Origin of the sequence: Bradyrhizobium sp. CCGUVB4N, from assembly GCF_024199945.1 — a bacterium.
GTDB lineage: Bacteria > Pseudomonadota > Alphaproteobacteria > Rhizobiales > Xanthobacteraceae > Bradyrhizobium.
This window is the reverse complement of record NZ_JANADP010000001.1, coordinates 8,017,906-8,039,737: the sequence shown is the minus strand read 5'-3', so window position 1 is coordinate 8,039,737 and position 21,832 is coordinate 8,017,906. Positions and strand designations below refer to the sequence as shown.

Genomic DNA, 21,832 nt, shown 5'->3' with positions numbered 1-21,832 from the left:
GACTGCCGCATGCGAGCGGAAGCCGCAGTCCTCGAAATATCCAAGCCTTCATCAACAACAAAGATGCCCAAGGGAGAGAAACGCATGAGACGTGTGAGGCGAGATCTGATCTGTGCATCGATAGCCGTTGTGTGTCTCGGTGGAGCGGCGCAGGCCCAGGAGCAGGGCGGCAAGGCGGAGATCTTCGCCAGGCTGCCTCAATCCGTCGGCAACATTGCGTTCACGCCGGACAATCAGCTGATCTTCAGTCACCATCCGTTCTATGAGCCCGATCTGAGAGTGGCCCGGCTTACATCGCCGACGACTTTCGAGCCCTTTCCGAATGCCGAGTGGAACGCGCCAAGGAAGGGAACCGATCAATACCTCGACAACGTGCTCGGCTTGCGATCCGACGAAAGCGGAATCGTATGGATCATCGATATGGGGTTTCGAACCCGGATTACGCCAAAGCTCGTCGGCTGGAATACGCGAGCGAACAAGCTCGAGCGAATTTACTACATGCCGGAGCCGGTCACGGTGACAGGATCTCAACCGCAAGACATCGTGATCGATCAGAAACATCGCAAATTCTATATCGCCGATGAAAACATCGGGCCGGGAGGCGACGGCTCTCATGCGGCGATCATCGTGATCGACATGGACACCGGTGCCGCGCGGCGCGTGCTGGATGGCGATCGATCGACCGTTCCCGAAAATATCCCGATCACGGTGGACGGCAACGAGCTGACCGTGCCGGGCAAGGACGGCAAGCAATCCATCATCAAGGTCGGCTGCGACGGTATCACGATGGACGTCAATTCGGAGTGGGTCTACTTCGCTCCGCTGAGCGGCCGGTCGCTTTATCGGATCACGGCCGCCGATCTCGGCAACGAGAAGCTCGGCTCCGAAGAATTGAGCAAGCGGGTCGAACGCTATTCCGACAAGCCGAATAATGGCGGGCTATCGATCGACTACGCGGGAAATATCTACCTGACCGCCGTTGAAACCAGGTCGATCGGCATCATCGGGGCGGACCGGAAATATCGAACCTATCTCAATGATCCCGACATGGTGTGGCCGGACGGCATTACGGCGTCTCCCGACGGATACATGTATGTCTCCGCGTCCCAGGTCTCTGCAGCCGCGATGTTTCACAACGGCAAGGCAGAGAACAAGACGCCCTATCTGATCTATCGGTTCAAGCCGGAGGCCGCAGGCTACATCTCCCGTTAGGGTGCGGGCGGGTCGCCGGCCAGCAGGGCGGCATTGCCGCCGGCTGCCGCGGTGTTGATGGTCACGGTCTGCTCGGTGGCAAAGCGCGCGAGATAATGCGGGCCGCCGGCCTTCGGGCCGGTGCCGGACAGGCCGTTGCCGCCGAACGGCTGCACGCCGACAACGGCGCCGATCATGTTGCGGTTGACGTAGATGTTGCCGACCTGGACACGGTCGATGATGGCCTCGACCGTGTCGTCGATGCGGGAATGCACGCCGAGCGTCAGCCCGTAGCCGGTGCGCTCGATCGCTTGCAGCACGCGTTCGAGGGTCTCGGCGCGGTAGCGCACCACATGCAGGATCGGGCCGAACACCTCTTCGGTGAGCTGGCTGGCGTTCTTGAGTTCGAAGATATGCGGCGCTACGAAGCAGCCCTCGGGCGCGTGACCCGCAAAATGCAGCCGCGCCTCTTTCTTCATCCGGGCGATGTGCGCGTCGAGCCGCTGCTTGGCCTCGGCGTCGATGACGGGGCCGACATGGGTCGCGACGTCAGCGGGGTCGCCGATCTTCAACTCGCGCGCCGCGCCCGCGATCATCTCGATGATGCGATCGGCGACGTCCTCCTGCACGAACAGCAGCCGCAACGCCGAGCAGCGCTGGCCTGCGGAACGGAACGCGGAGGTGACGACGTCGTCGGCGACCTGTTCGGGCAGCGCGGTGGCATCCGCGATCATGGCGTTGATGCCGCCGGTCTCTGCGATCAGCGGCACGATCGGCCCATCCTTGGCCGCGAGCGTCCGGTTGATGTGGCGCGCAACCTCGGTCGAGCCGGTGAAAACGACGCCGGCAATATCCGGATGCGCGGTCAGCGCGGCGCCGATGCGGCCGTCGCCGGTGACGAGATGCAGCGCGCTTGCGGGGATACCAGCCTCATGCAGAAGGGCGATAGCCTCGCGCGCGATACGCGGCGTTTGCTCCGCGGGCTTTGCGACGACGCTGTTGCCGGCCATCAGTGCGGCCGTGACCTGGCCCAGGAAGATCGCCAGCGGAAAATTCCATGGCGAGATCGCCACGAAGACGCCGCGGCCGCGCATGGTAAGCGCATTGCTCTCGCCGGTCGGGCCCGGCATCGCGACCTCGCCGCCGAACAGTTTTCGGCCCTGTGCCGCGTAGTAGCGACAGAAATCGGCGGCTTCGCGCAGCTCGGACAGCGCGTCGTCGAGCGTCTTGCCGCCTTCGCGCTGAAGCAGCCCGATGAAATACGTGCCGCGGCTCTCCAACAGATGCGCGGCCTGCTCCAGCGCCGCCGCGCGTGTCGCCGCTGGCGTCCGGCTCCAGGCCGCAAAGCCCGCGCGGGCTGGGGCGATCGCGGCGCCTGCCTGCTCGGGCGTTGCGTCGGCGACCGGCTTGAGATCGGTCGTCCCGGCTTTGACATCGGCGAGCATCCGGTCGAGCGCCGCGCGCTCGCCGAACTCGATCCCGGCTGAATTATGCCGCTCCGGCGCAAAGAGATCGCCCGGCAGCGGAATTTTGGCGTGATGGGCGTGATCGGGGCGAACGATGAGATCGACCGGACGCTTCAGCAGCGCCGGGACGGGGACGCGGTAGTCGGCCGCCTGCGCCACGAAGGATGAGTTCGCGCCGTTCTCGAGCAGCCGGCGCACCAGATAAGCGAGCAGATCGCGATGGCTGCCGACCGGTGCATAGGTGCGGTAGGAGATCTCGGGGTGATCCTTGGCGAGCTGCTCGTAGAGTGCTTCGCCCATGCCGTGCAGGCGCTGGAATTCGAAGCTGCCGGCGTCGCCGGCGAGCTCCAGCACGGTTGCGACGGTGAGCGCGTTGTGGGTCGCGAACTGCGGGAAGATGCGCGACCGCAATGCGAGCAGCTTCGCCGCGCAGGCAACATAATTCAGATCCGTCATCGCCTTGCGCGTAAACACGGGGTAGCCGTCGAGCCCGCGCTCCTGCGCGCGCTTGATCTCGGTGTCCCAATAGGCGCCCTTGACCAGCCGCACCATCAGCTTGCGGTCGTGCGCACGTGCAAGCTCGTGGACGTAGTCGATCACCGCGCTCGCGCGCTTCTGATAGGCCTGGATTGCGAGCCCAAAGCCATCCCAACCGGCCAGCGAGGGATCGGCGAGCGTTGCCGCGATGACGTCGAGCGACAGCTCAAGCCGGTCGGCTTCCTCGGCATCGACGGTGAAGTTGAGGTCATACGCCCTGGCCCGCCGGGCCAGATCCAGCAATTGCGGCACCAACTCGGCCATCACGCGCGCGCGGCTGATCGCCTCGAAGCGCGGATGCAGCGCCGAGAGCTTCACGGAGATGCCGGGCCGGTCGGGCAGGGGATGGTTGCCAGCCGCCTTGCCGATGGTTTCGATCGCGCTGGCATAGGCGTCAAAATAGCGCTTCGCGTCCGCTGCGGTTCGCGCGCCTTCGCCGAGCATATCGAAGGAGTAGCGTGGCCTCTCTCCCGAGCGCGGCTTACCCCGCTCCAGCGCCTGCTCGATGGTCTCGCCGAGCACGAAATGATTGCCCATCAGCCGCATCGCCTGGCGCGTGGCGGTGCGCACGGCCGGCGCGCCCAGCCGCTTCACCAGGCGGCCGATGGTCCCGTCGGGCGTCTCGCCGGGCTGGATCACGCGCGCCGACAATCCGAGCGCCCAGGCCGAGGCGTTGACCAGGAACGCCGTGGACTTGGTCTCGTGATGGATGAAGTCGCCTTCGCCGAGCTTGTCCTCGATGAACTGGTCGGCGGTGCGCGCGTCCGGCACGCGCAGCAGCGCTTCCGCCAGCACCATCAGCGCCAGCCCTTCCTTGGTCGAGAGCGCGAACTCCCGCAGCATGTCCTCGACGCCGCCGAGCCGGTCGTCACGCTTGCGGATCGCCTCGATCAGCCGGGTGGCGGTGCGGTCGATCCGCGCCTCCTGCGGCGAGCTCAGATGTGCAGACGGAAAGAGGCGCGCAGCGATGTCGGCATCGTCGGGCGCGTAGGGGGCGGTGAAGGGCGGCGGAATGTTCGGCATGGCGTGTCCTGTGTCTGAAGTTCAGGATAAAGCCCGCATAACCGTAGTTCGATAGACAAATTAGCCGATTTGCCTTAGAAAATTAAGATCACTTGGATATCAACCGTATAAAATATGGAACTCGATCGAATCGACCGGAAAATCCTCTCGATTTTGCAGGAGGATGGGCGAATCGCCAATGTCGAGCTGGCCGAGCGCATCGGGCTGTCGCCGACCTCGATCGGCGAGCGGCTGAAGCGCCTGCAGCGCGAGGGCTTCGTCGAGGGCTATGGGGCGCGGCTCAATCCGCACCGGCTTGGGCTCGGCCTGCTGGTGTTCGTCGAGGTGTTGCTCGACAAGACCACGCCGGACAATTTCGAGCGCTTTGCACGCGCGGTGAAACTCGCGCCCGAAGTGCTCGAGTGTCACATGGTTGCCGGAGGCTTCGACTATCTAGTGAAGGCGCGGCTGGCCGACATGACCGCGTACCGGCGCTTCCTCGGCGAGACCCTGCTGTCGATGCCGGGTGTGCGCGAGACGCGCACCTATGCGGTGATGGAAGAGATCAAGCGCGACGCACCGTTGCCGGTTGGCTGACGAAATGCGGTCGCGATTGTCACTGCTGCAGCGTTGAAATGGCGATCTCTACGGGCAAATAGTTTCCGCGCGCAGTCGCAACGCCTGTCGTCGAATGCACTGATCGTCTTCTAAAATTTTTTTGGCCCAACTCCCGGACAGATCCGGGAGGCAGCGAAGGCTGGCGGGCTTATACTTTGAGGTTCTCTGCGGATGTCTTGCCCCGGTTTGCGATCTCTTCATACTCAACCGTCTGGCCCTCGTTGAGGGAGGACAGACCGGCTTTCTGCACTGCCGAGATATGCACGAACACATCCTTGCCGCCCGACGCAGGCTGGATAAATCCATAACCCTTGGTCGGGTTGAACCACTTGACCGTACCTTTAGCCATCACGACTTCTCCGCGGGTCTTCCTCCGAGATCACGAACCGCCAGTCCCCGCCAACCGGCCGGTTCGGTCCTAACAGGATACGCGGAATGTGGCGGGCTTGGTAGATCAAACCATATCGACATTTCGCGGAAATTCGCTCAACTTCGCGGCGTTTTTGCCGGTTTTGCCCGTTTCGCGGTCAATTCTCGCGGACGCGGTACACCCTCCGTCAATAAGTCGCGGCCAGATAGTCCACGATCTTGCCGACGTCGGCATCGTCGATCGGTGCGCCATAGACCTTGATCATCTTGGTCACCTCGGCCTGCCAGAACGCTTTCTTGTCCTTCATCGGCGGCTGCGTGGCGATGTAGTCGGACGAGTGGCAGGCGGCGCAATTGCCCTGCACGACCTCGAGATTGGGGCCCGGCTTGAAGGCTGCGACCTCATCCGGCGTCTTGTAATTGACCGGCGCTGCCAGCGCCGAACCCGCCGCGGCCGTGACGGCAAGCGTGATGGTGAGGAGAACGGTGCGCTGCATGATCATTCTCCTCAGGCCACGCTGACGCGGACGGTTTCGACGACGTTGCGCAAATAACCCGCCGGGTTCCAGCGCGGCGTCTCCGGCTGCGTCTCGCCGGCATTGCTGGTGGCGCGCACCCTGAGCTCGACCTGGCCCGCGGCAAGCTTCACCGGCAGTTTCCATTCGCGGAATGAGTAGTTGCCGAGATCCTTGCCGAGCTTGGCGGAGGCCCAGGTCTTGCCGCCATCGGTGGAGACCGAGACGTCCTTGATGCCCTTGCCGCCGTCGAAGGCGATGCCGCGCAGCGTCGTGCGCCCCGCCTTCAGCTTGGCGCCATCGGTCACGCTGGTGATGAAGGAGCGGATGGTGAAGCGGTTGATCGGGATCGTCGCCTTCGGCGCGGTGCCGGGCTCGATCGAATTGTTCGGCGTGTCCGGGATGCGATAGGCCGACTTCATCCAGAAGCCGTCATAGATCGTGTCGACGACGGTGATCTCGTTGAGGTGCTTGACCCAGTATGTGCCGTAATAGCCGGGTACGACCAGGCGCAGCGGGAAGCCGTTGAGGAACGGCAGCTCGTCGCCGTTCATGCCGTAGGCCAGCATCACCTCGCCGTCGGTGGCGTGCGCGAGGTCGAGCGCTTTGGCGAAGTCGGGCGTCTTGTCGCTCACCGGGCCGTCCATGCCTGCGAATACGACCTGCTTCGCACCCGCCTGCACGCCCGCCATCTCCAGCACCGCCTTCAGCGGCACGCCGCGCCAGCGCGCATTGCCCATCGCGCCATTGCCGAGCTGGCCGCCGGCGACGCGCGGCTCGACGAGGCCGCGGCTGTTGCCGGAGCACTGGTTGACGGCGACGATCTCGGTCGCCTTCATCTTGCGGATGTCCTTCAGCGACAGCTTCAGCGGCTTGTCGACCTTGCCCTTGACCTCGAGCGTGAACGTGTCGGGATCGAGATCGTAGGGGAGGCCGGCGAGGTGATAGCGCACGAAGAACGCGTTGTTCGGCGTGATCGGGCCGTCATTGAACACCGCGAACGGCGTCTCGAGCTGCGGCGGCCGGCTGGTGAGCCCGATCATCGGCCGCTTCTGCGGATATTTCACCAGCGGCCGCTCACCATTGGCGAACGGGAGCGTCACGGTGTCGAGTGCCAGCGCTCTGGTGGAATTCAGTGTGGCCGCCATGGCGGCAAGGCCCGCTCCTTTGAGCAGGTCGCGTCGATCGAACATTCAGGTCTCCTCCCGGAGCTTTTCGTTGGCTCGCGGTCATCACCGCGATCCCGCGCCCATCTGTCGCAACGACTCATGCGAAGTCAATTCGTGCTTTCGCAGCAAGCCCATGCCGTTGCGCTGCAGCAACGCGGTGTTACGCCGCGACGCGTTCGCCGCCGGCGATGAGGGCGGACAATGTCCTGGTGTCGGTGACGACGCGGACCAGCATCGGTTCGTCGCGGCCGCGGATCGCGACCTCCTGCTGCGGCAGCGCATCCTCGTGCAGGCCGGCGGTGCGGCGGACCTCTTCGGAGACGATCGCCTCGCAGGCGAGCGTCTTGGTCATGTCCTGAAGCCGGGCCGCGACGTTGACGGCGTCGCCGAGTGCGGTGAAGACGATGTGGTCGCGATAGCCGATGTCGCCGATGATGACCTCGCCGCCGTGCACGCCAATGCCGAAGCGGATCGGCTGGCGCAGATCGTGGCTCAAGAGCTCGTTGAGCTCGTCGACATGGGTCGCGATGCCGGCCACCGCCTTCAATGCTTGCCGGCAGGCGGTGTGCGGATCGGTGGTGAGGCCGAACAGCGCCAGCATGCCGTCGCCGACGAACTGGTTCGGCTGGCCGCCATTCTCGATCACGGCCTGCGACACCGCGCCGAGGAAGCGGTTGACGATAAAGACGGTGTCGAACGGCAGCCGCTTCTCGGCGAGCTGTGTCGAGCCGCGCATGTCCACGAACAGGCTGACGAGATAGCGCTCCTGGCCGATTCTGGCGGGCGCGGATGCATGCGCGTTGGCCGACAGCGTGTGCGGCATGAACAGCTGGAAGAAGGAGAGATCGGTGTCAGGCCGCAGCTGGCAGGCAAGCCGGATCGAGGGATCGGCGGTGCCGACGCGCGCCAGCACGAAGGCCTCGCGCTGCGACGGCTCGGGCAGGGCGCCATGGTCGCCGATGATGCGGATGCGGCAGGTCGAGCAGCGCGCACGGCCGCCGCAGACGCTGGCATGCGGCACGTTGTGGCGCAGGCTCGCTTCCAGCACGGAGAGGCCCTTGGGGACCCGCACCGTCTTGCCGTTGCCGTAGGACAGCGCGATCATGCCGCCGCGCCGCTCGCGCCAGCCGCGCACGCCACGCCCGAGCAGCACCAGCCCGAGCAGGCCGAAATAACCCATCGTCAGTCCGCCGGTGATGCGGTCGAGCGTAGCGGCCTGCGCGAACGTGCCGACCTCGCGCTGGGTGTAATTCTGTTTGCGCCAGTCGGCATCCTCGCTGTCGGCGGCGACACTCCGGCCACCCTGGTAGATGCCGAGCAGCGCCAGCGTCGGGATCAGCACGGCGGCCGCCAACAGATACGGCGCCGCGCGGATGAAGAAGGGCTTGAGCCGGAGCCAGAAGAAGATGCCGATGCAGCCGTGCACCCAGGCGACGATCAGCAGGAGCGTCATCGTCCAGAGCCGGGCCGGCGCCACGACGAAGAACAGATACAGCTCCTGCGGATAGAGCTTCTCGTGACCGTACAGCGTCTGGCCCAGTCGCACGCCGATCACATGCGCCATCACCAGCGCCGGGATGCTCAAACCGAGCACGAGCTGCAGCGGCTCGATCGTCCGCCAGCGGAACTGGCGGCGTTGGTACAGCGCGTAGACACCGAGCCCCATATGGGTCAGGGCCGCGCCATAGAACACGATCGCGACCGGCAGGAACTGCCAGAACGCCATGTGGTAGGCGACCCCGATCTGCATGGCCTCGACGGAGATGTTGCCGAGCGCATGATTCAGGAAATGGCTGACCACGTAAGCGAACAGGATGACGCCGCACACCAGCCGCACCTGCCGCGCGCTGGTCGAGCGGACGAGTTCGGGCAATCGTGAAAGGGCGGTGGCGGCCATGATTCGCTTGTACCAGTTCACTGATGAGAACAGCCAGTAGAGAGTTAAATTCCGCGGGTGAATGGCCCCTCCGATCACATGCGCGGCAAGGTTACCTAACGGTAAGTCTCGCGGGCCTCCGCTGTCGTCCCGGACAAGCGCGCCTCAGCGCGCGCCGATCCGGGACCCATAACCAAAGGGAGAAGTTCGACGAAGACACGTGGTGATCAGCTCGTGCCACACACCTCCCTGGGGTTATGGGTCCCGGGCTCGCGACTACGTCGCGCCCCGGGACGACGCGGAAACGCGCCGCAACACCGGCCACATTGACTCCCCCTCCCAAGTCGGGGAAAAGCGCGGCCGTGACGATCGCTCCCGACATTACCGTGAAGCCCGACGGCGCGTCGCGCCGGCCGCTTGTCGTGGCCGCGCTGGTGATCGCCGCGATGACGGTGCTGCGCATCGTCTATGCTTCCGCGATCGAGCTGCGCACCGACGAGGCCTATTACTGGACCTGGTCGAAGGAGGCGGCGCTGAGCTTCCTCGATCATCCGCCCGGCATTGCCTGGCTCATCAGGTTCGGCACCGCGATCTTCGGCGACACCGCGCTCGGGGTCCGCTTCGGCGGCATCGTCGCGATGCTGGTGACGCAGCTTCTGCTCGCCGACATCGTGCGCCGCCTCACCCATGATGTGCGTGCGGTCGTGGCGGCGGTGCTGATGCCCGAGGCCGCGCTCTATTACGGCCTGCTGATGGCCAAGGTCGCCCCGGACGTCGCCTTGGTCCCGTTTGCGGTGGCGATGATGTGGTCGTTGGTGCGGCTCGCGCAAAGCGGGGATGGACGCTGGTGGCTCGCGGCCGGCCTGTTCGCCGGCCTGTCGCTGCTGTCGAAATTCACCGCCATCATGTTCGCGCCTGCGGTCGTCGCCTTTCTGCTGGTGCCGGATTGGCGCTGGCGCTGGCTGCGCAGCCCCTATCCTTATCTTGCGGTGCTGATCGCGATCGCCGTGTTCTCCCCGGTGCTGATCTGGAACGCGCAGCACGACTGGGCCTCGTTCCGTTTCCAGGGCGTGCGCGCCACCGCCAATTACGGCATCTCGCTGCGCACCGTCGGCGATTTTATCGGCCTGCAATTCGGCCTCGTCGGTTTCGTCCTGCTGCCTGTGGTGCTGTTGGGCCTCGTGATGACGGCGTGGCGCGGCTATCGCAGGCGCGAGCCGGTTGCGATCCTGCTGTCGACCGCGGTGCTGGTGCCGTTCGCCTATTTCTTCTTCAAGTCACTGACGTTCAGGGTTGGCGACACCTGGCCGATGTTCATGTGGCCGGTCGGCTTCGCCGCCGCCGCGGTGAACCTCGCGATGATGCCGAAAGACGGCTGTTCGGCGCGGTTGATCCGGTCGAGCATCTTCTGGATGAAGACGGCGCTGGTGTCGGGGATCGTCTTCGTCGTGATCGTGTTCCTCTATTACGTCGCGGCGCCCTGGAATTTGCTCGGCAAGATGGATCCGGTCGGCGCCGAGGCCGGCTACGAGCAGGTCGTTGCGCGCGCACAGGCCGCACTGGATGAGACCGGCGCGACCTGGATCGCGACCACGGATTACCGCACCTACGCCATGATGCGCTGGCTGTTCCGCGGCCGCGTGCCCGTGGTCGAAATCAACGAGCGCGGCCGCTTCCAGGATTTTCGTGATCCCGGCATGGACCGGATCAAGGGGCAGGCGGGGATCTATGTCGGTCGCCAGCCCGACGATCATTCGCCGCTCTGGGAGCAGATCCCCGCGACGCACACGCCATTGGGGCAGGTCGAGCGCCGCTGGCGCGGTGTCCTGATCGATACCTACACGATCGACAAGCTCACCGGATGGACCCCGGAGCTCTCTCCGCCAAAGGACTCGCCGCTGTTCCAGTGGCGCGTGCTGGCGGGGGAGTTCGAGAAGCGTGCGCACGCCTAGCGCGGTTCTTACCCTCCCCTGGAGGGGTCCGAGACGAGCGTAGCTCGCTCGTGGGTCGATCGCGCGTAGCGCGAGCGGGGTGGGGTGATCTCTCCACACGGGCAGTGTTCGAGGTGGAGAGACCGTCACCCCACCCCGTCTCGCATCGCTGACGCGCTGCGAGCCGACCCTCCCCCTCCAGGGAAGGGTAAGGAAGAGCACTACTCCTCGTCCTCTTTTTTCCGCAGCAGATCCGTCGCGAGATCCGACAGCTTCGGCGGCGGCAGGGCTGCGAACGGCAGCGGTCGCGTGACGTCGATCGCGGCCAGCCCGAGCCGCGCGGTCAAGAGCCCGTTGAGCATGCCTTCACCGAGCCGTTGCGACAGCTTGGCCGCGATCCCGTGCCCGAGCATCTGCTGCACCAGGCTGTCGCTCGCGGCGAGACCGCCGGTGATGGCGAGATGGGCGATGACGTGGCGGAGCAGGCGGATCATGCCGAGCGTGCCGGGCCGGCCGCCATAGAGCCGGGCGAGCTGGCGGATCAGGCGCAGCGAAGCCACGAACACGAACAGCACGTCGAACAGCGCGCGCGGCGAAACGGCGGTGACGATCGATACCCGCTGCGCCGCCGACGACACCAGCCGCCGTGCTTCCGCATCCAGCGGCGACATCAACTCGCGCTCGGCGAGCCGGATCATGTCGGCGCCGTCGATGATCTCGCCGGCATGGCTTTCGAGCGCGGCACGGGCGCGCGCAAGCTGTGGATTCTGATGCGCGATCGCGATCAGATCCTGCACGATCGCGCGGCTCTCCTTGCGATCGTCGCTGGCGAGCACCTCGGCGGCACGCCGGTGCAGTTTTTCGATCGTGGCCAATCGTGCGAGGCCAAACGCCTCGCGCCCGATCACCACTGCGAGCGCAAGCGTGGTGACGAAGGCGAACGCAAGCCCGACGAAGCCAAGGCTCTCGCTGCGCGCAAACAGATCCTCGATCAAACGCACGACGCCGAGCCCGGTGCCGAGCAGCGTCAACCCGGCTACGCCGGACCAGAACAGCGCGCCCCAGGGAAAGCCGCGCCGTGCGGTGCGCACCGTTTCGATCGGCACCGGCAATGTCGCCGGATCGGGCTCCGGCGTGATCTGGATCGTGGCGCGACCGAGCCGGCTGGTCTCGTCGGCCTCGGTCACGACGACGCCGGGATCGTCGAGCCGGAACGTCGCCGGCCGCCGCGGCTGGGATCGGTCGTTCATGCGAGCTTGTCTCCGATCAGGAATTGCAAGGCACGGTCGAGGCGGATGTGGGGCAGCGCGGGCTCGTCCGTTCCCTCGCGTTCGAGCTTTGGCGGGCGGAAGCGCAGGAAGCGGAAATCGCTTGTCTCGGCAGCTTGCGTCGACAATCCGCGGAAGGCATCGGTGCCGTTGAAGAGCGGTTCGGGGTCCAGCGGCAGGTCGCCCGGAAAAGTCGCGACCTCCGTATTGCCGTCAAAGAACTCACCGCCGGCGCTTTCGCCTGCGGCCGGCGTTCCCAGGATCGAGGGCAATTTGTCGCGGCCACGGGTGACCTGGGCTTCCCGGGTGGCGCGGACGGCGGCGAGCGCCACCACATCGATTTGCGCGCCGGTATTTTCCGCACGCGCGAGCGCCCGGGTCACCGCGCGGCGCAGCACGGCCTCGAGCCGGTCGTGGCTGGAATGATGCAGATGATCTGCCTTCGTCGCCGCGAACAGGATGCGGTCGATGCGCGGCCTGAACAGGCTGGAGAGGAGCGTGCTGCGGCCGATGTTGAAGCAGTCGAGAATGCCGGCAAGCGCCGCTTCGAGATCGTGCAGCGCCTCGGGTCCGGAGTTGAATGCGGACAGCGCGTCGGCCAGCACGATCTGGCGATCGAGCCGCGCAAAATGATCCCGGAAGAACGGCCGCACCACGACGTCCTTGTAGGCCTCGTAGCGACGCACCATCATCGCCCACAGCGATCCCTCCGGAGCCTGGCCACCGACGGGCACGTCGAGCGGCGCAAAAGTCAGCGCGGGCGTGTCGGCGAGACTGCCGGGCATCAGGAAGCGGCCGGGCGGCAACAGGCTCATGGCAAACCGCTCGTCGCGGCAGGCGCGCAAATATTGAGTGAAGAGCTTTGCGGCGGTCAGCGTGGCCTGCTCGTCCTCGCGCGCTTCGGGCTTGAGCGTTGCCAGATGGGCGTGCCAGTCCGCGGCAAGATGTGCACGCGGCGCTTCGCGCGAGAGCGCCAGGCTTTCCGTCGACCATTGCTCGAAGCTCTTCTGCAACAGCGGCAGGTCGAGCAGCCATTCGCCGGGATAGTCGACGATGTCGAGCGTCAATGTGCGATCGGCGCCGTTCGGGCGCTGATAGTCGATGACGAGACGCAGCTCGCTGATGTCGACGGTCGAGTTCGGCCAGCGCCGCTCCTCGATCAGCGCGCGCAGATGACTTTCATAGGAGAAGCGCGGCACGGCGTCGTCCGGCTGCGGTGCCAGATGCGCCCGCGCGATACGGCCGGAGGCATAGGCTTCGAACACCGGAAACCGGCCGCCGCGCGTCAGCCCGTGGATCAGCGCGGTGATGAATACGGTCTTACCGGCCCGCGACAGGCCGGTGACGCCAAGCCGTACCGTCGGGTTGAAGAAGTGCTCGCCATAGTCGATCAGCGCGCGGGCCGACAGGCGCGCTTCTTCGATCATATCCTGGAAACTGAATGCCATATGAACGTGATTGATCTCGGGCGGGCGGAACAGTGATGCCGTTCACAAAAGTGGCAATTGCGTGAGGAAAATCAAGCTTCATACTTCCACCGCCTTTGTCGGCAAATCAACCGATTGAACGACGCGCCGGTCCCGAAAGACCCATAGAACAGTGGCCTTGTATTTGCTTTGCGGATTGCCATGACCGTCTTCAGATTGAAACAGCTCGCCTCCCATTCGGTGCATGCCGCGGCCGACGTGGTCGGCTGGCACTACGACCGCGCCGAACTGATCGCCGACGGTGTCATCCACGCCATCGGCGTGCTCTCCGGCATTATCGCTGCGACCGTTCTCGTCGTGCTCGCGGCGGTCTATGCCGATGCCACCGACATCGTCGGGGTCTCGATCTATGTCGCCGGCCTGCTGTCGATGCTGGTGCTGTCGGCGAGCTATAACCTCTGGCCGGTCTCGCCGGTCAAATGGCTGCTGCGGCGGTTCGACCATTCCGCGATCTATCTCCTGATCGCCGCGACCTACACGCCGTTCATCCTGGAGGTGAAGGACAGCGTGTTCGCGTTGGCGCTGCTGGTCTGCGTCTGGTGTGTCGCAATCGTCGGCATCGTGCTGAAGCTTCGCTATCCCGGCCGGTTCGACCGTGTCGCCGTCGGCATCTATCTTGCGATGGGCTGGAGCGGCGTGATGCTCTATGGCCCCGTCGTCAAGGCGCTGCCCGCGCTGGCGCTGGGCTTCGTGCTGGCGGGTGGTATTCTCTACAGCCTCGGCGTGATCTTCCACGCCTGGCGGCGGCTGCGCTTCCAGAATGCGATCTGGCACGGCTTTGTCTTGGCCGGCGCGGCATGCCATTATACCGCGGTGCTCGACCTCGTGTTGAGCTAGCCAAGTTCCGCGAAGCGGCATAAGCGGCGCGGCGCAAGAAACGGTTCAAGACAAGAGGAGACGTCGCATGCAGGTGACCGGCAAGGTCGTGGTTGTCACGGGCGGCGCAAACGGCATCGGCAAGGCGCTGTGCGAGGCCTTTCACAAGGCGGGCGCGGCCAAGGTCGTGGTCGCGGATATGGATGCCGCCAACGCGCGTGCCGTTGCCGCGACGGTCGATGGCGCAGCCTTCAAATGCGACGTCGCGCAGGAAAAGGAGATCTCTCACGTCATCGAGGAGACCGAGCGGCAGTTCGGTCCGATCGCGCTGTTCTGCTCCAATGCCGGCATCGGCGGCGGCTTCGATCCGATGTCGGTCAATGCCGGCGGCGCCTCCGACGAGCCCTGGCAGCGCTCCTGGGCGATCCACGTCATGGCGCATGTCTATGCGGCGCGGCACCTCATTCCTCGTATGAAGACACGCGGTGGCGGTTATTTCCTCAACACCATCTCGGCGGCGGGCCTGCTGTCGCAGGTCGGCAGTCCGGCCTATTCCACGACGAAGCACGCCGCGGTCGGCTTTGCCGAAAACCTCGCGATCTCGCACAAGGCCCACAATATCAAGGTCTCGATCCTCTGCCCGCAGGGCGTCGACACCAACATGCTGCGCTCGATCCCGAAGGGCCCGCAATCCGGCGACGGCGACCTCACGCCCGAGCAGGTCGCCAAGGACGTGCTCGCCGGCCTCGATCAGGAGACCTTCCTGATCCTGCCGCACCCCCAGGTGCTCGGCTACATGCGCAAGAAGACCGAGAACTACGACCGCTGGATCGGCGGCATGGCCAAGATCCAGGCGAAGATGCGGGAAGAGTTCGGGAAGTAGCCGACAGGTCTGCTTGCTTGAGCCATGCCTGCGCCAAAACGATCAGTGTCGTCCCGGCGAACGCCGGGACCCATAACCTCAGGGAGGAGTTTGGCGAGGACTGGCAATGATCCTTCCTGCGGTACTGATACCTTCGCTTACCGAGACATCACGCGGTATGGGTCCCGGCGTTCGCCGGGACGACAGCGGTAGTTAGGCCGTCGTCTCCGCCTCATCCTCCCCCCGACTCTCCCGCAGCGCCCGCGCATAGAGCATCATCCCCTCGCGGACCGTGCGCTGCTCGGCCTCCGTCAGCGCAGCCAGCGCGCCGCGCACCTGCTGCCGGCCGAACGCATGCAGCGCCTCCAGCGTGCCCCGGCCCTTCGCGGTCAGCGACAGCAGCTTGCTGCGCGCATCAAGCTCGTCCGGCGTCTCCCTGAGCTCACCGCAATCGATCAGCTTGCGGACCAGGCGGCTGACGCTGGATTTTTCCAGCCGCAGGAAATCGCCAAGCTCGCCCGAGGTCAGCGGGCCGCGGATGCCGATCTCCAGGATCGTGTGCACCGCCGACGGCGGATAGTCCGAGGCCGCCACCGTCGCATCCATGAAGCCGAGCTCGCGCACCATCAGGCGCGAGGCGGCGCGGATGTCGTCGATCAGCGCGAGTTCAGCCATCTTGACTCCCGGCATATAGTTGTACCATACAACTATATGCGCGCAACGGCGCGCGCAAGCGTCTTGGAGTGGGCCATGAGCGGAACTTTGCCAGCCGGCGAGCGCATGAGGGGCAAGGTGTGCCTCGTCACGGGTGGCGGCAGCGGCATCGGTCGCGCCACCGCGCTGCGGATGGCGGCCGAGGGCGCCGAAGCGGTTGTCGTCGCGGGCCGGCGCGAGGCCGAGATCGAGGCCGCCGCAGCCGCGTGCCGCGATTTCGGTGCGCAGGCCATCCCGATCCAGACCGATATCACGCGAGAGGACGACGTCGAACGTCTGGTGCGCACGGCGGTTGAACGTTGCGGCCGGCTCGATGTCGCCTTCAACAATGCCGGTTTCCAGGAGCGCCGCGCGCCGCTGGAGCAGCAGGGCATGGAGATCTACGACAGCGTGTTCGACACCAATGTCCGCGCGCTGTTCTTGTGCCTGCGCCATCAACTGCCGGCCATGCTGGCGAATGGCGGCGGCAGCATCGTGGTCAACGCCTCGGTCAGTGGCGTGCGCAATCCCAATCCCGGCTTCTCGCTCTACTCGGCCTCGAAGGCCGCTGCGATCTCGCTGACGCGTTCGGCGGCGATGGAAAATGCCCCGCGCGGCATCCGCATCAACGCCATCGCGCCCGGGCGTGTCATCACCGACATGATGCTGAGCGCCGGCGTCGGCGACGTCGCAAGCGTTGGCGCCGGCCTGCCGCTGCGGCGGATGGGCACGCCGGAGGAGGTGGCGGAGGCCGTGGTGTGGCTGTCGTCCGACGCGTCGTCATATGTCGTCGGGCACGTGCTTGCGGCGGACGGGGGATTCTTGGCGGCTTAGTGTTTGCCCCGCTCGCGCCAAACAATCAGTGTCGTCCCGGCCTAGTGCGCAATTGCGCACGGGGCCGGGACCCATAACCACAGGGCGAAGTTTGGCGAAGACTAATGGTTATTTGACCTATTGGTACTAACACCTGCGCTCATACCGAAAGATCACGCGGTATGGGTCCCTGCGTTCGCAGGGACGACAGCCTCAATGCTTCTGCCCGTACAGCACCGGCACCGCCGAATCCACGACGACCTCCACAAGGCTGGTGCCCTCGTGCGCCATCCCGCGCTCGAGCGCCTCGCCGAGCTCCGCCGCCTTCGTCACTCGCACAGCGTGGCAGCCCATGCCTTCGGCGAGCCGCACGAAATCGATGCCCGGCAGCTCCAGGCCCGGCACGTTCCGCACCTGCATCACCTGGCTGAAGGAGCGCATCGCGCCGTAGCCGGAATTGTTGATGACAACGATGGTCAGCGGCAGCTTGCGTTGGGCTGCGGTCCACAGCGCCTGGATCGAGTACATCGCCGAGCCGTCGCCGATCAGGCAGACCGTGCGGCTGTTCGGTTTGCCGAGCGCCATGCCGACGGCGGCGGGCAGCGAATAGCCGAGGCCGCCGCTCGCCATGGTGTAAAAACTGTCCTGGCCGCGCATCGGCAGGAATTTTTGCATCGCCGGCCGGTGCGAGGGCACTTCCTCGACCAATGATGCGCCGTCCGGCATGGCCTGCGACAGCGAGTGCAGCAGGAACTCGACCGGCAGCGGATCGGCGGCCTGCGGCGCCGGCGGCAGCGTGCGGCCTTTTGGCGTGGCGCGCTTGCTCTCCGGCAGCATGTCGAGCAGCAAGCTCAGCGCCGGCTTCATGGTGGCGATGATGCTGGTGCCGACCGGTGTGACCGCGGCGGCATCCGGATCATCGGTGATCTGGAAGATGGTCGCACCGCCGTCGAAAATCGCGGCATGGCCCTCGACATGGAAGGTGAAGACGGGCGCGCCGATCACGACGACGAGATCGTGCTCGTGCAGCGCGTCGGAGAGCTGCGCCGGCGAGGCATGCAAGAACCCCGCGAATTGCGGATGCCGCTCGGGGAACGAGCAGCGCGCCGAGAACGGGCTGACCCAGACGGCAGCCTTCGCCTTCTCGGCGACGCGCACCATCAGATCGACCGCGCCGGCGCGGTCGACGCCGGGGCCGACGACGAGGGCAGGGTGCTTTGCGGAGCCGAGCGCGGCAACCAGCGCCTTGATTGCTTCGGGCTCAGGCCCGAGCTCGCGGCTGACCTTGCGTGCCTCGATCGGCGCGGTCGCATGCGTCCAGTCATCGATCGGGATCGAGACGAAGGTCGGCCCGCATGGCGCCTGCATCGCGGTGTAATAGGCCCGCGCGATCGCGGCGGGCACGTCCTCGGGCCGCGCCGGCTCGACGCTGTACTTCACATAGGGCCGGGGAAACTCGGATGCGCGCTCGGCATAGAGGAACGCCTGCAACGGCAGGATCGAGCGGGCCTGCTGGCCGGCGGTGATCACCAGCGGGGTCTGGTTGCGGTGCGCGGTATAGATATTGCCGAGCGCATTGCCGACGCCCGCCGCCGAATGCAGGTTGACGAAGCCGGCATTGCGCGTCGCCTGCGCATAGCCGTCGGCCATGCCGACCGCGGAGGCTTCCTGCAGCGCGAGCACGTAGTCGATGTCGTCGGGCCAGTCGCTCAGGAACGGCAGCTCGGTCGAGCCCGGATTGCCGAAGACGCGCTTGATGCCGAAGGAGCGCAGCAGGTCGAGCGTCGCCTGCTTGACGGTGACGGACTTGCTGCCGGTCTTGCCGTTTTTTGTCATCGTTTCCGTCCCCTGTTCATCCCTCATCCTGAGGAGCGCGTCTTCGCGCATCTCGAAGGATGAAGGCCCGACTGGTGGCCTCGCCCTTCGAGACGCCGCTACGCGGCTCCTCAGGGTGAGGGTCTAACTTCTACATTGTCGCTGCGCTCGCAATGACGATGGAGCTGCAGCGGCGCCGTCACCACACCGCCGTTCCCTTCATGGTCGGCTGCCCCTCCGCGTTCGCGGTCCACAGCTCCAGACCCGCCTCGGTCTCGTTGGCGTTGATCGAGAACTCCGTGCCCTCGAACAGCGGCTGCAGCCCGCGATAGGTGAACTTCTTGGGCGCCGTTCCGCCGTGCAGCTTCGCCGCCATCTCGATGATGAGCGCCGCTTGCAACGGGCCGTGGAAGATCAGGCCGGGATAGCCCTCGACCTTGGTGACGTAGTCGCGGTCGTAATGGATACGGTGGCCGTTGAAGGTCAGCGCGGAATAGCGAAACAGCAGCACGGGATCGGAGACATGGGTTTCGCGGTGCTGCGCCGTCGGCGGCGGAGGCGGGGCCTTGCCGCCGGCGGGCGCGCTGCTCGTCATCTCGCGATAGACGATGTCCTGTCGCTCGCGGATGGCGACGCCGCGTGCTGAGGAGATGCTGTGCTCGACCGAGACGAAGCATAGCGTGCCGGTCGAGCCTGATTTCACCTGCACATCGGCGATGCGCGAGGTCCGGGTCGCTTCATCGCCGACGCGCAAGGGCTGCAGGAACTCGATCTCGCCGCCGGCCCACATCCGGCGCGGCAGCGGCACCGGCGGCAGGAAGCCGCCGCGGGTGGGGTGGCCGTCGGGTCCGAGCATCGACATCGGAAACACCGGCTGCGCCAGGCACCAATGCACCGTGAACGGCGCGGCGTCGCCCGTCTTGGGCTCGCCAACCCCCTGGAACAGCGTCGCGCGCAGGCCTTTCACCAATTGCGCGGTGACGATGTCGGTCGCCGCTTCGCTGCGGCCGATCCATTGCCGCAGATGGTCGATGTCGAGCTTTCCGGTCATGACGCCTCGCTCTGTTACTTCTTCGATGGATTTTCGCCGATCGCCGGCACAGCGCCGTACGCGCGGGTTTCGCCGACGATGATCGGCGCCGGCGCGGGATAGCTGACGCGGCCGTTCGGCGTATCCACCTCGATCCGGCGCAGATGCGGATGGTCGGTGAGGTCGGTCATGGTGTTAACCTCGGCGAAGGCAATGTCGGCGTCCGACAGCCGCTTGAGCAGCTCGTCGCGCGTCATCTTGCCGAAGATATCCGCGACCGTCGTGTCGGTGAAATCGCGGTTGCGCACGCGCTCCACCATGTTGGCGACGCGGGAATCGGCGGGCAGATCGGGCTGGTCCAGCACCTCGGCGCAGAGCGTCTTCCACTCGCGCTCGCTCTGGATCGAGATCAAAATGTCCTTGCCGTCCTTCGAGGTGAACACGCCATAGGGCGCGATCGAGGGATGGCGCAGGCCCATGCGCTTCGGCGGATTGCCGGCCTCCGCGTTGAGCAGCGGCACGGTGCACCAGTCCGCCATCACGTCGAACATCGAGATGCGGATGTCGCAGCCCTTGCCGGTGCGCCCGCGCGCGATCAGGGCCTCGAGAATTGCAGCATGCGCCGTGGCGCCGGTCGCGACGTCGACGATGGACATGCCGACGCGCGAGGCGCCGTCGGGATTGCCGGTGATCGAGGCAAGGCCGCTCTCGGCCTGGATCAAGAGATCATAGGCCTTGCGGTGCGCGTAGGGGCCTTCGTCGCCGTAGCCGGTGATCGTGCACGAGATCAGCTTTGGATAGTCCTTGAGCAGCCGCTCGCGCGAGAAGCCGAGCTTGTCCATCGAGCCCGGCTTGAGGTTTTGAATCAGCACGTCGGCGCTGGCGATCAGCTTTTCGAGCTCGGCGCGGCCTTCCTTGGTGGCGAGATCGACCACCGCCGATTGCTTGCCGCGATTGAGCCACACAAAATAGCTGCTCTGGCCCTTGGCCGCCGCGTCATAGCCGCGCGCGAAATCGCCCTCCGGCCGTTCGATCTTGATCACTTCCGCACCGGCGTCTGCCAGACGCGACGAGCAGAACGGCGCCGCCACAGCCTGCTCGACCGCAATCACCCTGATCCCGTCCAACGCTCCCATGATGCGACCTCAGTACGAGCGGGGCATGCCGAGCACGTGCTCGGCGACAAAGGACAGCACCAGGTTGGTCGAGATCGGCGCGACCTGATACAGCCGCGTCTCGCGGAATTTGCGCTCGACGTCGTATTCCTCGGCAAAGCCGAAGCCGCCATGGGTCTGGATGCAGGCGTTCGCCGCCTCCCAGGACGCATCGGCCGCGAGCATCTTGGCCATGTTGGCCTCCGCGCCGCAGTCGAGCCCTGCCTCGTATTTGCGCGTCGCCTCCTTCACCATCAGCTCGGCCGCGCGCATCGAGGCGTAAGCCTTGGCGATCGGGAATTGAATGCCCTGGTTCTGGCCGATCGGCCGGCCGAAAACGCTGCGCTCCTTGGCATAGTTGGTGGCCTTGGCGATGAACCACTTCGCGTCGCCGACGCATTCGGCCGCGATCAGGATGCGCTCGGCATTCATGCCGGAGAGGATGTAGCGAAAACCCTTACCTTCCTCGCCGATCAGATTCTCCGCCGGCACCTTCATGTCGGTAAAGAACACTTCGGTGGTGGCGTGGTTCATCATGGTGCGGATCGGGCGGATCTCGAGGCCATTGTTCTTGGCCTCGCGCATGTCGACGATGAACACCGAGAGACCATCGGTGCGCTTCTTGGCCTGCTCCTTCGGCGTGGTGCGCGCCAGCAACACCATCAGGTCGGAATGTTCGGCGCGGCTGGTCCAGATCTTCTGGCCGTTGACGATGTAGCTGTCGTTGCCTTCCTTGCGCGCGAAGGTCTTCAGTGACGATGTATCCGTGCCGCTGGTCGGCTCGGTGACGCCGAAGGCCTGCAGCCGCAACTCGCCGCTCGCGATCTTCGGCAGGTACTTTGCCTTCTGCTCGTCATTACCGTGACGGAGCACGGTGCCCATCGTGTACATCTGGGCATGGCAGCCGCCGCCATTGCAGCCTGCGCGCTGGATCTCTTCGAGGATCGCGGCCGCGGCGGAGAGCTTCAGGCCCGCGCCGCCATATTCCTCGGGGATCAGCACCGAGAGGTAACCGGCCTGCGTCAGCGCGTCGACGAAGGCCTTGGGGTAGGCCATCTCGCGATCGAGCTTGCGCCAGTATTCGCCGGGAAACTGCGCGCAGAGCTTTGCGACGGCTTCGCGGATGTCGGCGTGATCCTCGGTGTGGTGTTCTTCACTCATGGCGTTTCCCGTCTGGTACGGCAGTTAAGATAACGCCGGCCGATCCTCTGGCGTTGTGA

The 21,832-nt window shown here is 65.5% G+C and carries 18 protein-coding genes; 6 read left to right on the top strand and 12 right to left on the bottom strand.

All coding sequences use genetic code 11. The features are described 5' to 3' along the window. Window positions 1–84: 84 nt before the first annotated feature. Window positions 85–1,212: a major royal jelly family protein gene (locus NLM31_RS37365; RefSeq protein ID WP_254195484.1), complete on the top strand. Its 1,128-nt coding sequence runs from the start codon at window positions 85–87 to the stop codon at window positions 1,210–1,212. Here the strand turns inward: NLM31_RS37365 and putA are convergent. Further along, window positions 1,209–4,217 (bottom strand): bifunctional proline dehydrogenase/L-glutamate gamma-semialdehyde dehydrogenase PutA, encoded by a 3,009-nt coding sequence (gene putA, locus NLM31_RS37360; protein ID WP_254195483.1) that lies wholly within the window; start codon window positions 4,215–4,217, stop codon window positions 1,209–1,211. The genes NLM31_RS37365 and putA overlap by 4 nt on opposite strands. Before the next feature lie 114 nt (window positions 4,218–4,331). Here putA and NLM31_RS37355 point away from each other — a divergent pair, with 114 nt between their 5' ends. Further along, window positions 4,332–4,793, top strand: coding sequence for an Lrp/AsnC ligand binding domain-containing protein (locus tag NLM31_RS37355; RefSeq protein ID WP_018643717.1), 462 nt, complete (start codon window positions 4,332–4,334; stop codon window positions 4,791–4,793). Window positions 4,794–4,962: 169 nt separating this feature from the next. On the opposite strand, the gene NLM31_RS37350 is transcribed toward NLM31_RS37355, so the two are convergent. The 4 genes from NLM31_RS37350 to NLM31_RS37335 all read right to left on the bottom strand — a co-directional run bounded on the left by NLM31_RS37350 (window position 4,963) and on the right by NLM31_RS37335 (window position 8,764). After that, window positions 4,963–5,163, bottom strand: coding sequence for a cold-shock protein (locus NLM31_RS37350; RefSeq protein WP_008134691.1), 201 nt, complete (start codon window positions 5,161–5,163; stop codon window positions 4,963–4,965). Window positions 5,164–5,371: 208 nt separating this feature from the next. Further along, on the bottom strand, window positions 5,372–5,680 hold the full coding sequence (locus NLM31_RS37345; protein ID WP_254195482.1) for a cytochrome c: 309 nt from the start codon (window positions 5,678–5,680) through the stop codon (window positions 5,372–5,374). An 11-nt stretch (window positions 5,681–5,691) separates the two neighbouring features. After that, the gene (locus NLM31_RS37340; protein WP_254195481.1) at window positions 5,692–6,891 is read right to left on the bottom strand and encodes a molybdopterin-dependent oxidoreductase; all 1,200 of its coding nucleotides are present in this window, start codon (window positions 6,889–6,891) and stop codon (window positions 5,692–5,694) included. A 136-nt stretch (window positions 6,892–7,027) separates the two neighbouring features. Continuing rightward, window positions 7,028–8,764 carry an adenylate/guanylate cyclase domain-containing protein gene (locus NLM31_RS37335; RefSeq protein ID WP_254195480.1) on the bottom strand — a complete coding sequence of 579 codons (1,737 nt, stop codon included), beginning with the start codon at window positions 8,762–8,764 and terminating at the stop codon, window positions 7,028–7,030. Window positions 8,765–9,189: 425 nt separating this feature from the next. Here NLM31_RS37335 and NLM31_RS37330 point away from each other — a divergent pair, with 425 nt between their 5' ends. Further along, window positions 9,190–10,695: a glycosyltransferase family 39 protein gene (locus NLM31_RS37330; protein WP_254196333.1), complete on the top strand. Its 1,506-nt coding sequence runs from the start codon at window positions 9,190–9,192 to the stop codon at window positions 10,693–10,695. A 200-nt stretch (window positions 10,696–10,895) separates the two neighbouring features. Here the strand turns inward: NLM31_RS37330 and NLM31_RS37325 are convergent, their stop codons facing one another. Together NLM31_RS37325 and NLM31_RS37320 are read right to left on the bottom strand one after the other, a co-directional pair. After that, on the bottom strand, window positions 10,896–11,924 hold the full coding sequence (locus NLM31_RS37325; protein WP_254134150.1) for a YcjF family protein: 1,029 nt from the start codon (window positions 11,922–11,924) through the stop codon (window positions 10,896–10,898). Then, on the bottom strand, window positions 11,921–13,390 hold the full coding sequence (locus tag NLM31_RS37320; RefSeq protein WP_254195479.1) for a YcjX family protein: 1,470 nt from the start codon (window positions 13,388–13,390) through the stop codon (window positions 11,921–11,923). Before NLM31_RS37320 ends, NLM31_RS37325 begins: the two co-directional genes overlap by 4 nt. A gap of 180 nt (window positions 13,391–13,570) precedes the next feature. On the opposite strand from NLM31_RS37320, the gene NLM31_RS37315 reads away from it, so the two are divergent. Both NLM31_RS37315 and NLM31_RS37310 read left to right on the top strand, forming a co-directional pair. Further along, window positions 13,571–14,266 carry a hemolysin III family protein gene (locus NLM31_RS37315; RefSeq protein WP_254195478.1) on the top strand — a complete coding sequence of 232 codons (696 nt, stop codon included), beginning with the start codon at window positions 13,571–13,573 and terminating at the stop codon, window positions 14,264–14,266. A gap of 67 nt (window positions 14,267–14,333) precedes the next feature. Then, the gene (locus NLM31_RS37310) at window positions 14,334–15,128 is read left to right on the top strand and encodes an SDR family oxidoreductase (RefSeq protein WP_254134147.1); all 795 of its coding nucleotides are present in this window, start codon (window positions 14,334–14,336) and stop codon (window positions 15,126–15,128) included. A 192-nt stretch (window positions 15,129–15,320) separates the two neighbouring features. On the opposite strand, the gene NLM31_RS37305 is transcribed toward NLM31_RS37310, so the two are convergent. Further along, complete coding sequence (locus NLM31_RS37305; protein ID WP_254195477.1) at window positions 15,321–15,782, bottom strand: MarR family winged helix-turn-helix transcriptional regulator; 462 nt, start codon at window positions 15,780–15,782, stop codon at window positions 15,321–15,323. 75 nt (window positions 15,783–15,857) lie between these two features. Here NLM31_RS37305 and NLM31_RS37300 point away from each other — a divergent pair, with 75 nt between their 5' ends. Next, complete coding sequence (locus NLM31_RS37300) at window positions 15,858–16,634, top strand: SDR family NAD(P)-dependent oxidoreductase (RefSeq protein ID WP_254195476.1); 777 nt, start codon at window positions 15,858–15,860, stop codon at window positions 16,632–16,634. Window positions 16,635–16,826: 192 nt separating this feature from the next. Here the strand turns inward: NLM31_RS37300 and mdlC are convergent, their stop codons facing one another. The 4 genes from mdlC to NLM31_RS37280 form a co-directional block, all read right to left on the bottom strand. After that, a complete protein-coding gene (mdlC, locus tag NLM31_RS37295; RefSeq protein ID WP_254195475.1) occupies window positions 16,827–18,449 on the bottom strand; it encodes a benzoylformate decarboxylase in 1,623 nt (540 codons plus the stop codon). A gap of 178 nt (window positions 18,450–18,627) precedes the next feature. Beyond that, complete coding sequence (locus tag NLM31_RS37290; RefSeq protein ID WP_254195474.1) at window positions 18,628–19,479, bottom strand: MaoC family dehydratase N-terminal domain-containing protein; 852 nt, start codon at window positions 19,477–19,479, stop codon at window positions 18,628–18,630. A 14-nt stretch (window positions 19,480–19,493) separates the two neighbouring features. Further along, complete coding sequence (locus NLM31_RS37285; RefSeq protein WP_254195473.1) at window positions 19,494–20,594, bottom strand: CaiB/BaiF CoA-transferase family protein; 1,101 nt, start codon at window positions 20,592–20,594, stop codon at window positions 19,494–19,496. A gap of 9 nt (window positions 20,595–20,603) precedes the next feature. Beyond that, window positions 20,604–21,773, bottom strand: a complete 1,170-nt coding sequence (locus NLM31_RS37280) for an acyl-CoA dehydrogenase family protein (RefSeq protein WP_254134141.1) — start codon at window positions 21,771–21,773, stop codon at window positions 20,604–20,606. Window positions 21,774–21,832: the final 59 nt, after the last annotated feature.

Excerpts from the sequence above, each read along its gene's own strand:
- NLM31_RS37365 (WP_254195484.1), top strand. The coding sequence starts at position 85 with ATGAGACGTGTGAGGCGAGATCTGATCTGTGCATCGATAGCCGTTGTG.
- putA (WP_254195483.1), bottom strand. The coding sequence starts at position 4,217 with ATGCCGAACATTCCGCCGCCCTTCACCGCCCCCTACGCGCCCGACGAT.
- NLM31_RS37355 (WP_018643717.1), top strand. The coding sequence starts at position 4,332 with ATGGAACTCGATCGAATCGACCGGAAAATCCTCTCGATTTTGCAGGAG.
- NLM31_RS37350 (WP_008134691.1), bottom strand. The coding sequence starts at position 5,163 with ATGGCTAAAGGTACGGTCAAGTGGTTCAACCCGACCAAGGGTTATGGA.
- NLM31_RS37345 (WP_254195482.1), bottom strand. The coding sequence starts at position 5,680 with ATGCAGCGCACCGTTCTCCTCACCATCACGCTTGCCGTCACGGCCGCG.
- NLM31_RS37340 (WP_254195481.1), bottom strand. The coding sequence starts at position 6,891 with ATGTTCGATCGACGCGACCTGCTCAAAGGAGCGGGCCTTGCCGCCATG.
- NLM31_RS37335 (WP_254195480.1), bottom strand. The coding sequence starts at position 8,764 with ATGGCCGCCACCGCCCTTTCACGATTGCCCGAACTCGTCCGCTCGACC.
- NLM31_RS37330 (WP_254196333.1), top strand. The coding sequence starts at position 9,190 with ATGACGGTGCTGCGCATCGTCTATGCTTCCGCGATCGAGCTGCGCACC.
- NLM31_RS37325 (WP_254134150.1), bottom strand. The coding sequence starts at position 11,924 with ATGAACGACCGATCCCAGCCGCGGCGGCCGGCGACGTTCCGGCTCGAC.
- NLM31_RS37320 (WP_254195479.1), bottom strand. The coding sequence starts at position 13,390 with ATGGCATTCAGTTTCCAGGATATGATCGAAGAAGCGCGCCTGTCGGCC.
- NLM31_RS37315 (WP_254195478.1), top strand. The coding sequence starts at position 13,571 with ATGACCGTCTTCAGATTGAAACAGCTCGCCTCCCATTCGGTGCATGCC.
- NLM31_RS37310 (WP_254134147.1), top strand. The coding sequence starts at position 14,334 with ATGCAGGTGACCGGCAAGGTCGTGGTTGTCACGGGCGGCGCAAACGGC.
- NLM31_RS37305 (WP_254195477.1), bottom strand. The coding sequence starts at position 15,782 with ATGGCTGAACTCGCGCTGATCGACGACATCCGCGCCGCCTCGCGCCTG.
- NLM31_RS37300 (WP_254195476.1), top strand. The coding sequence starts at position 15,858 with ATGAGCGGAACTTTGCCAGCCGGCGAGCGCATGAGGGGCAAGGTGTGC.
- mdlC (WP_254195475.1), bottom strand. The coding sequence starts at position 18,449 with ATGACAAAAAACGGCAAGACCGGCAGCAAGTCCGTCACCGTCAAGCAG.
- NLM31_RS37290 (WP_254195474.1), bottom strand. The coding sequence starts at position 19,479 with ATGACCGGAAAGCTCGACATCGACCATCTGCGGCAATGGATCGGCCGC.
- NLM31_RS37285 (WP_254195473.1), bottom strand. The coding sequence starts at position 20,594 with ATGGGAGCGTTGGACGGGATCAGGGTGATTGCGGTCGAGCAGGCTGTG.
- NLM31_RS37280 (WP_254134141.1), bottom strand. The coding sequence starts at position 21,773 with ATGAGTGAAGAACACCACACCGAGGATCACGCCGACATCCGCGAAGCC.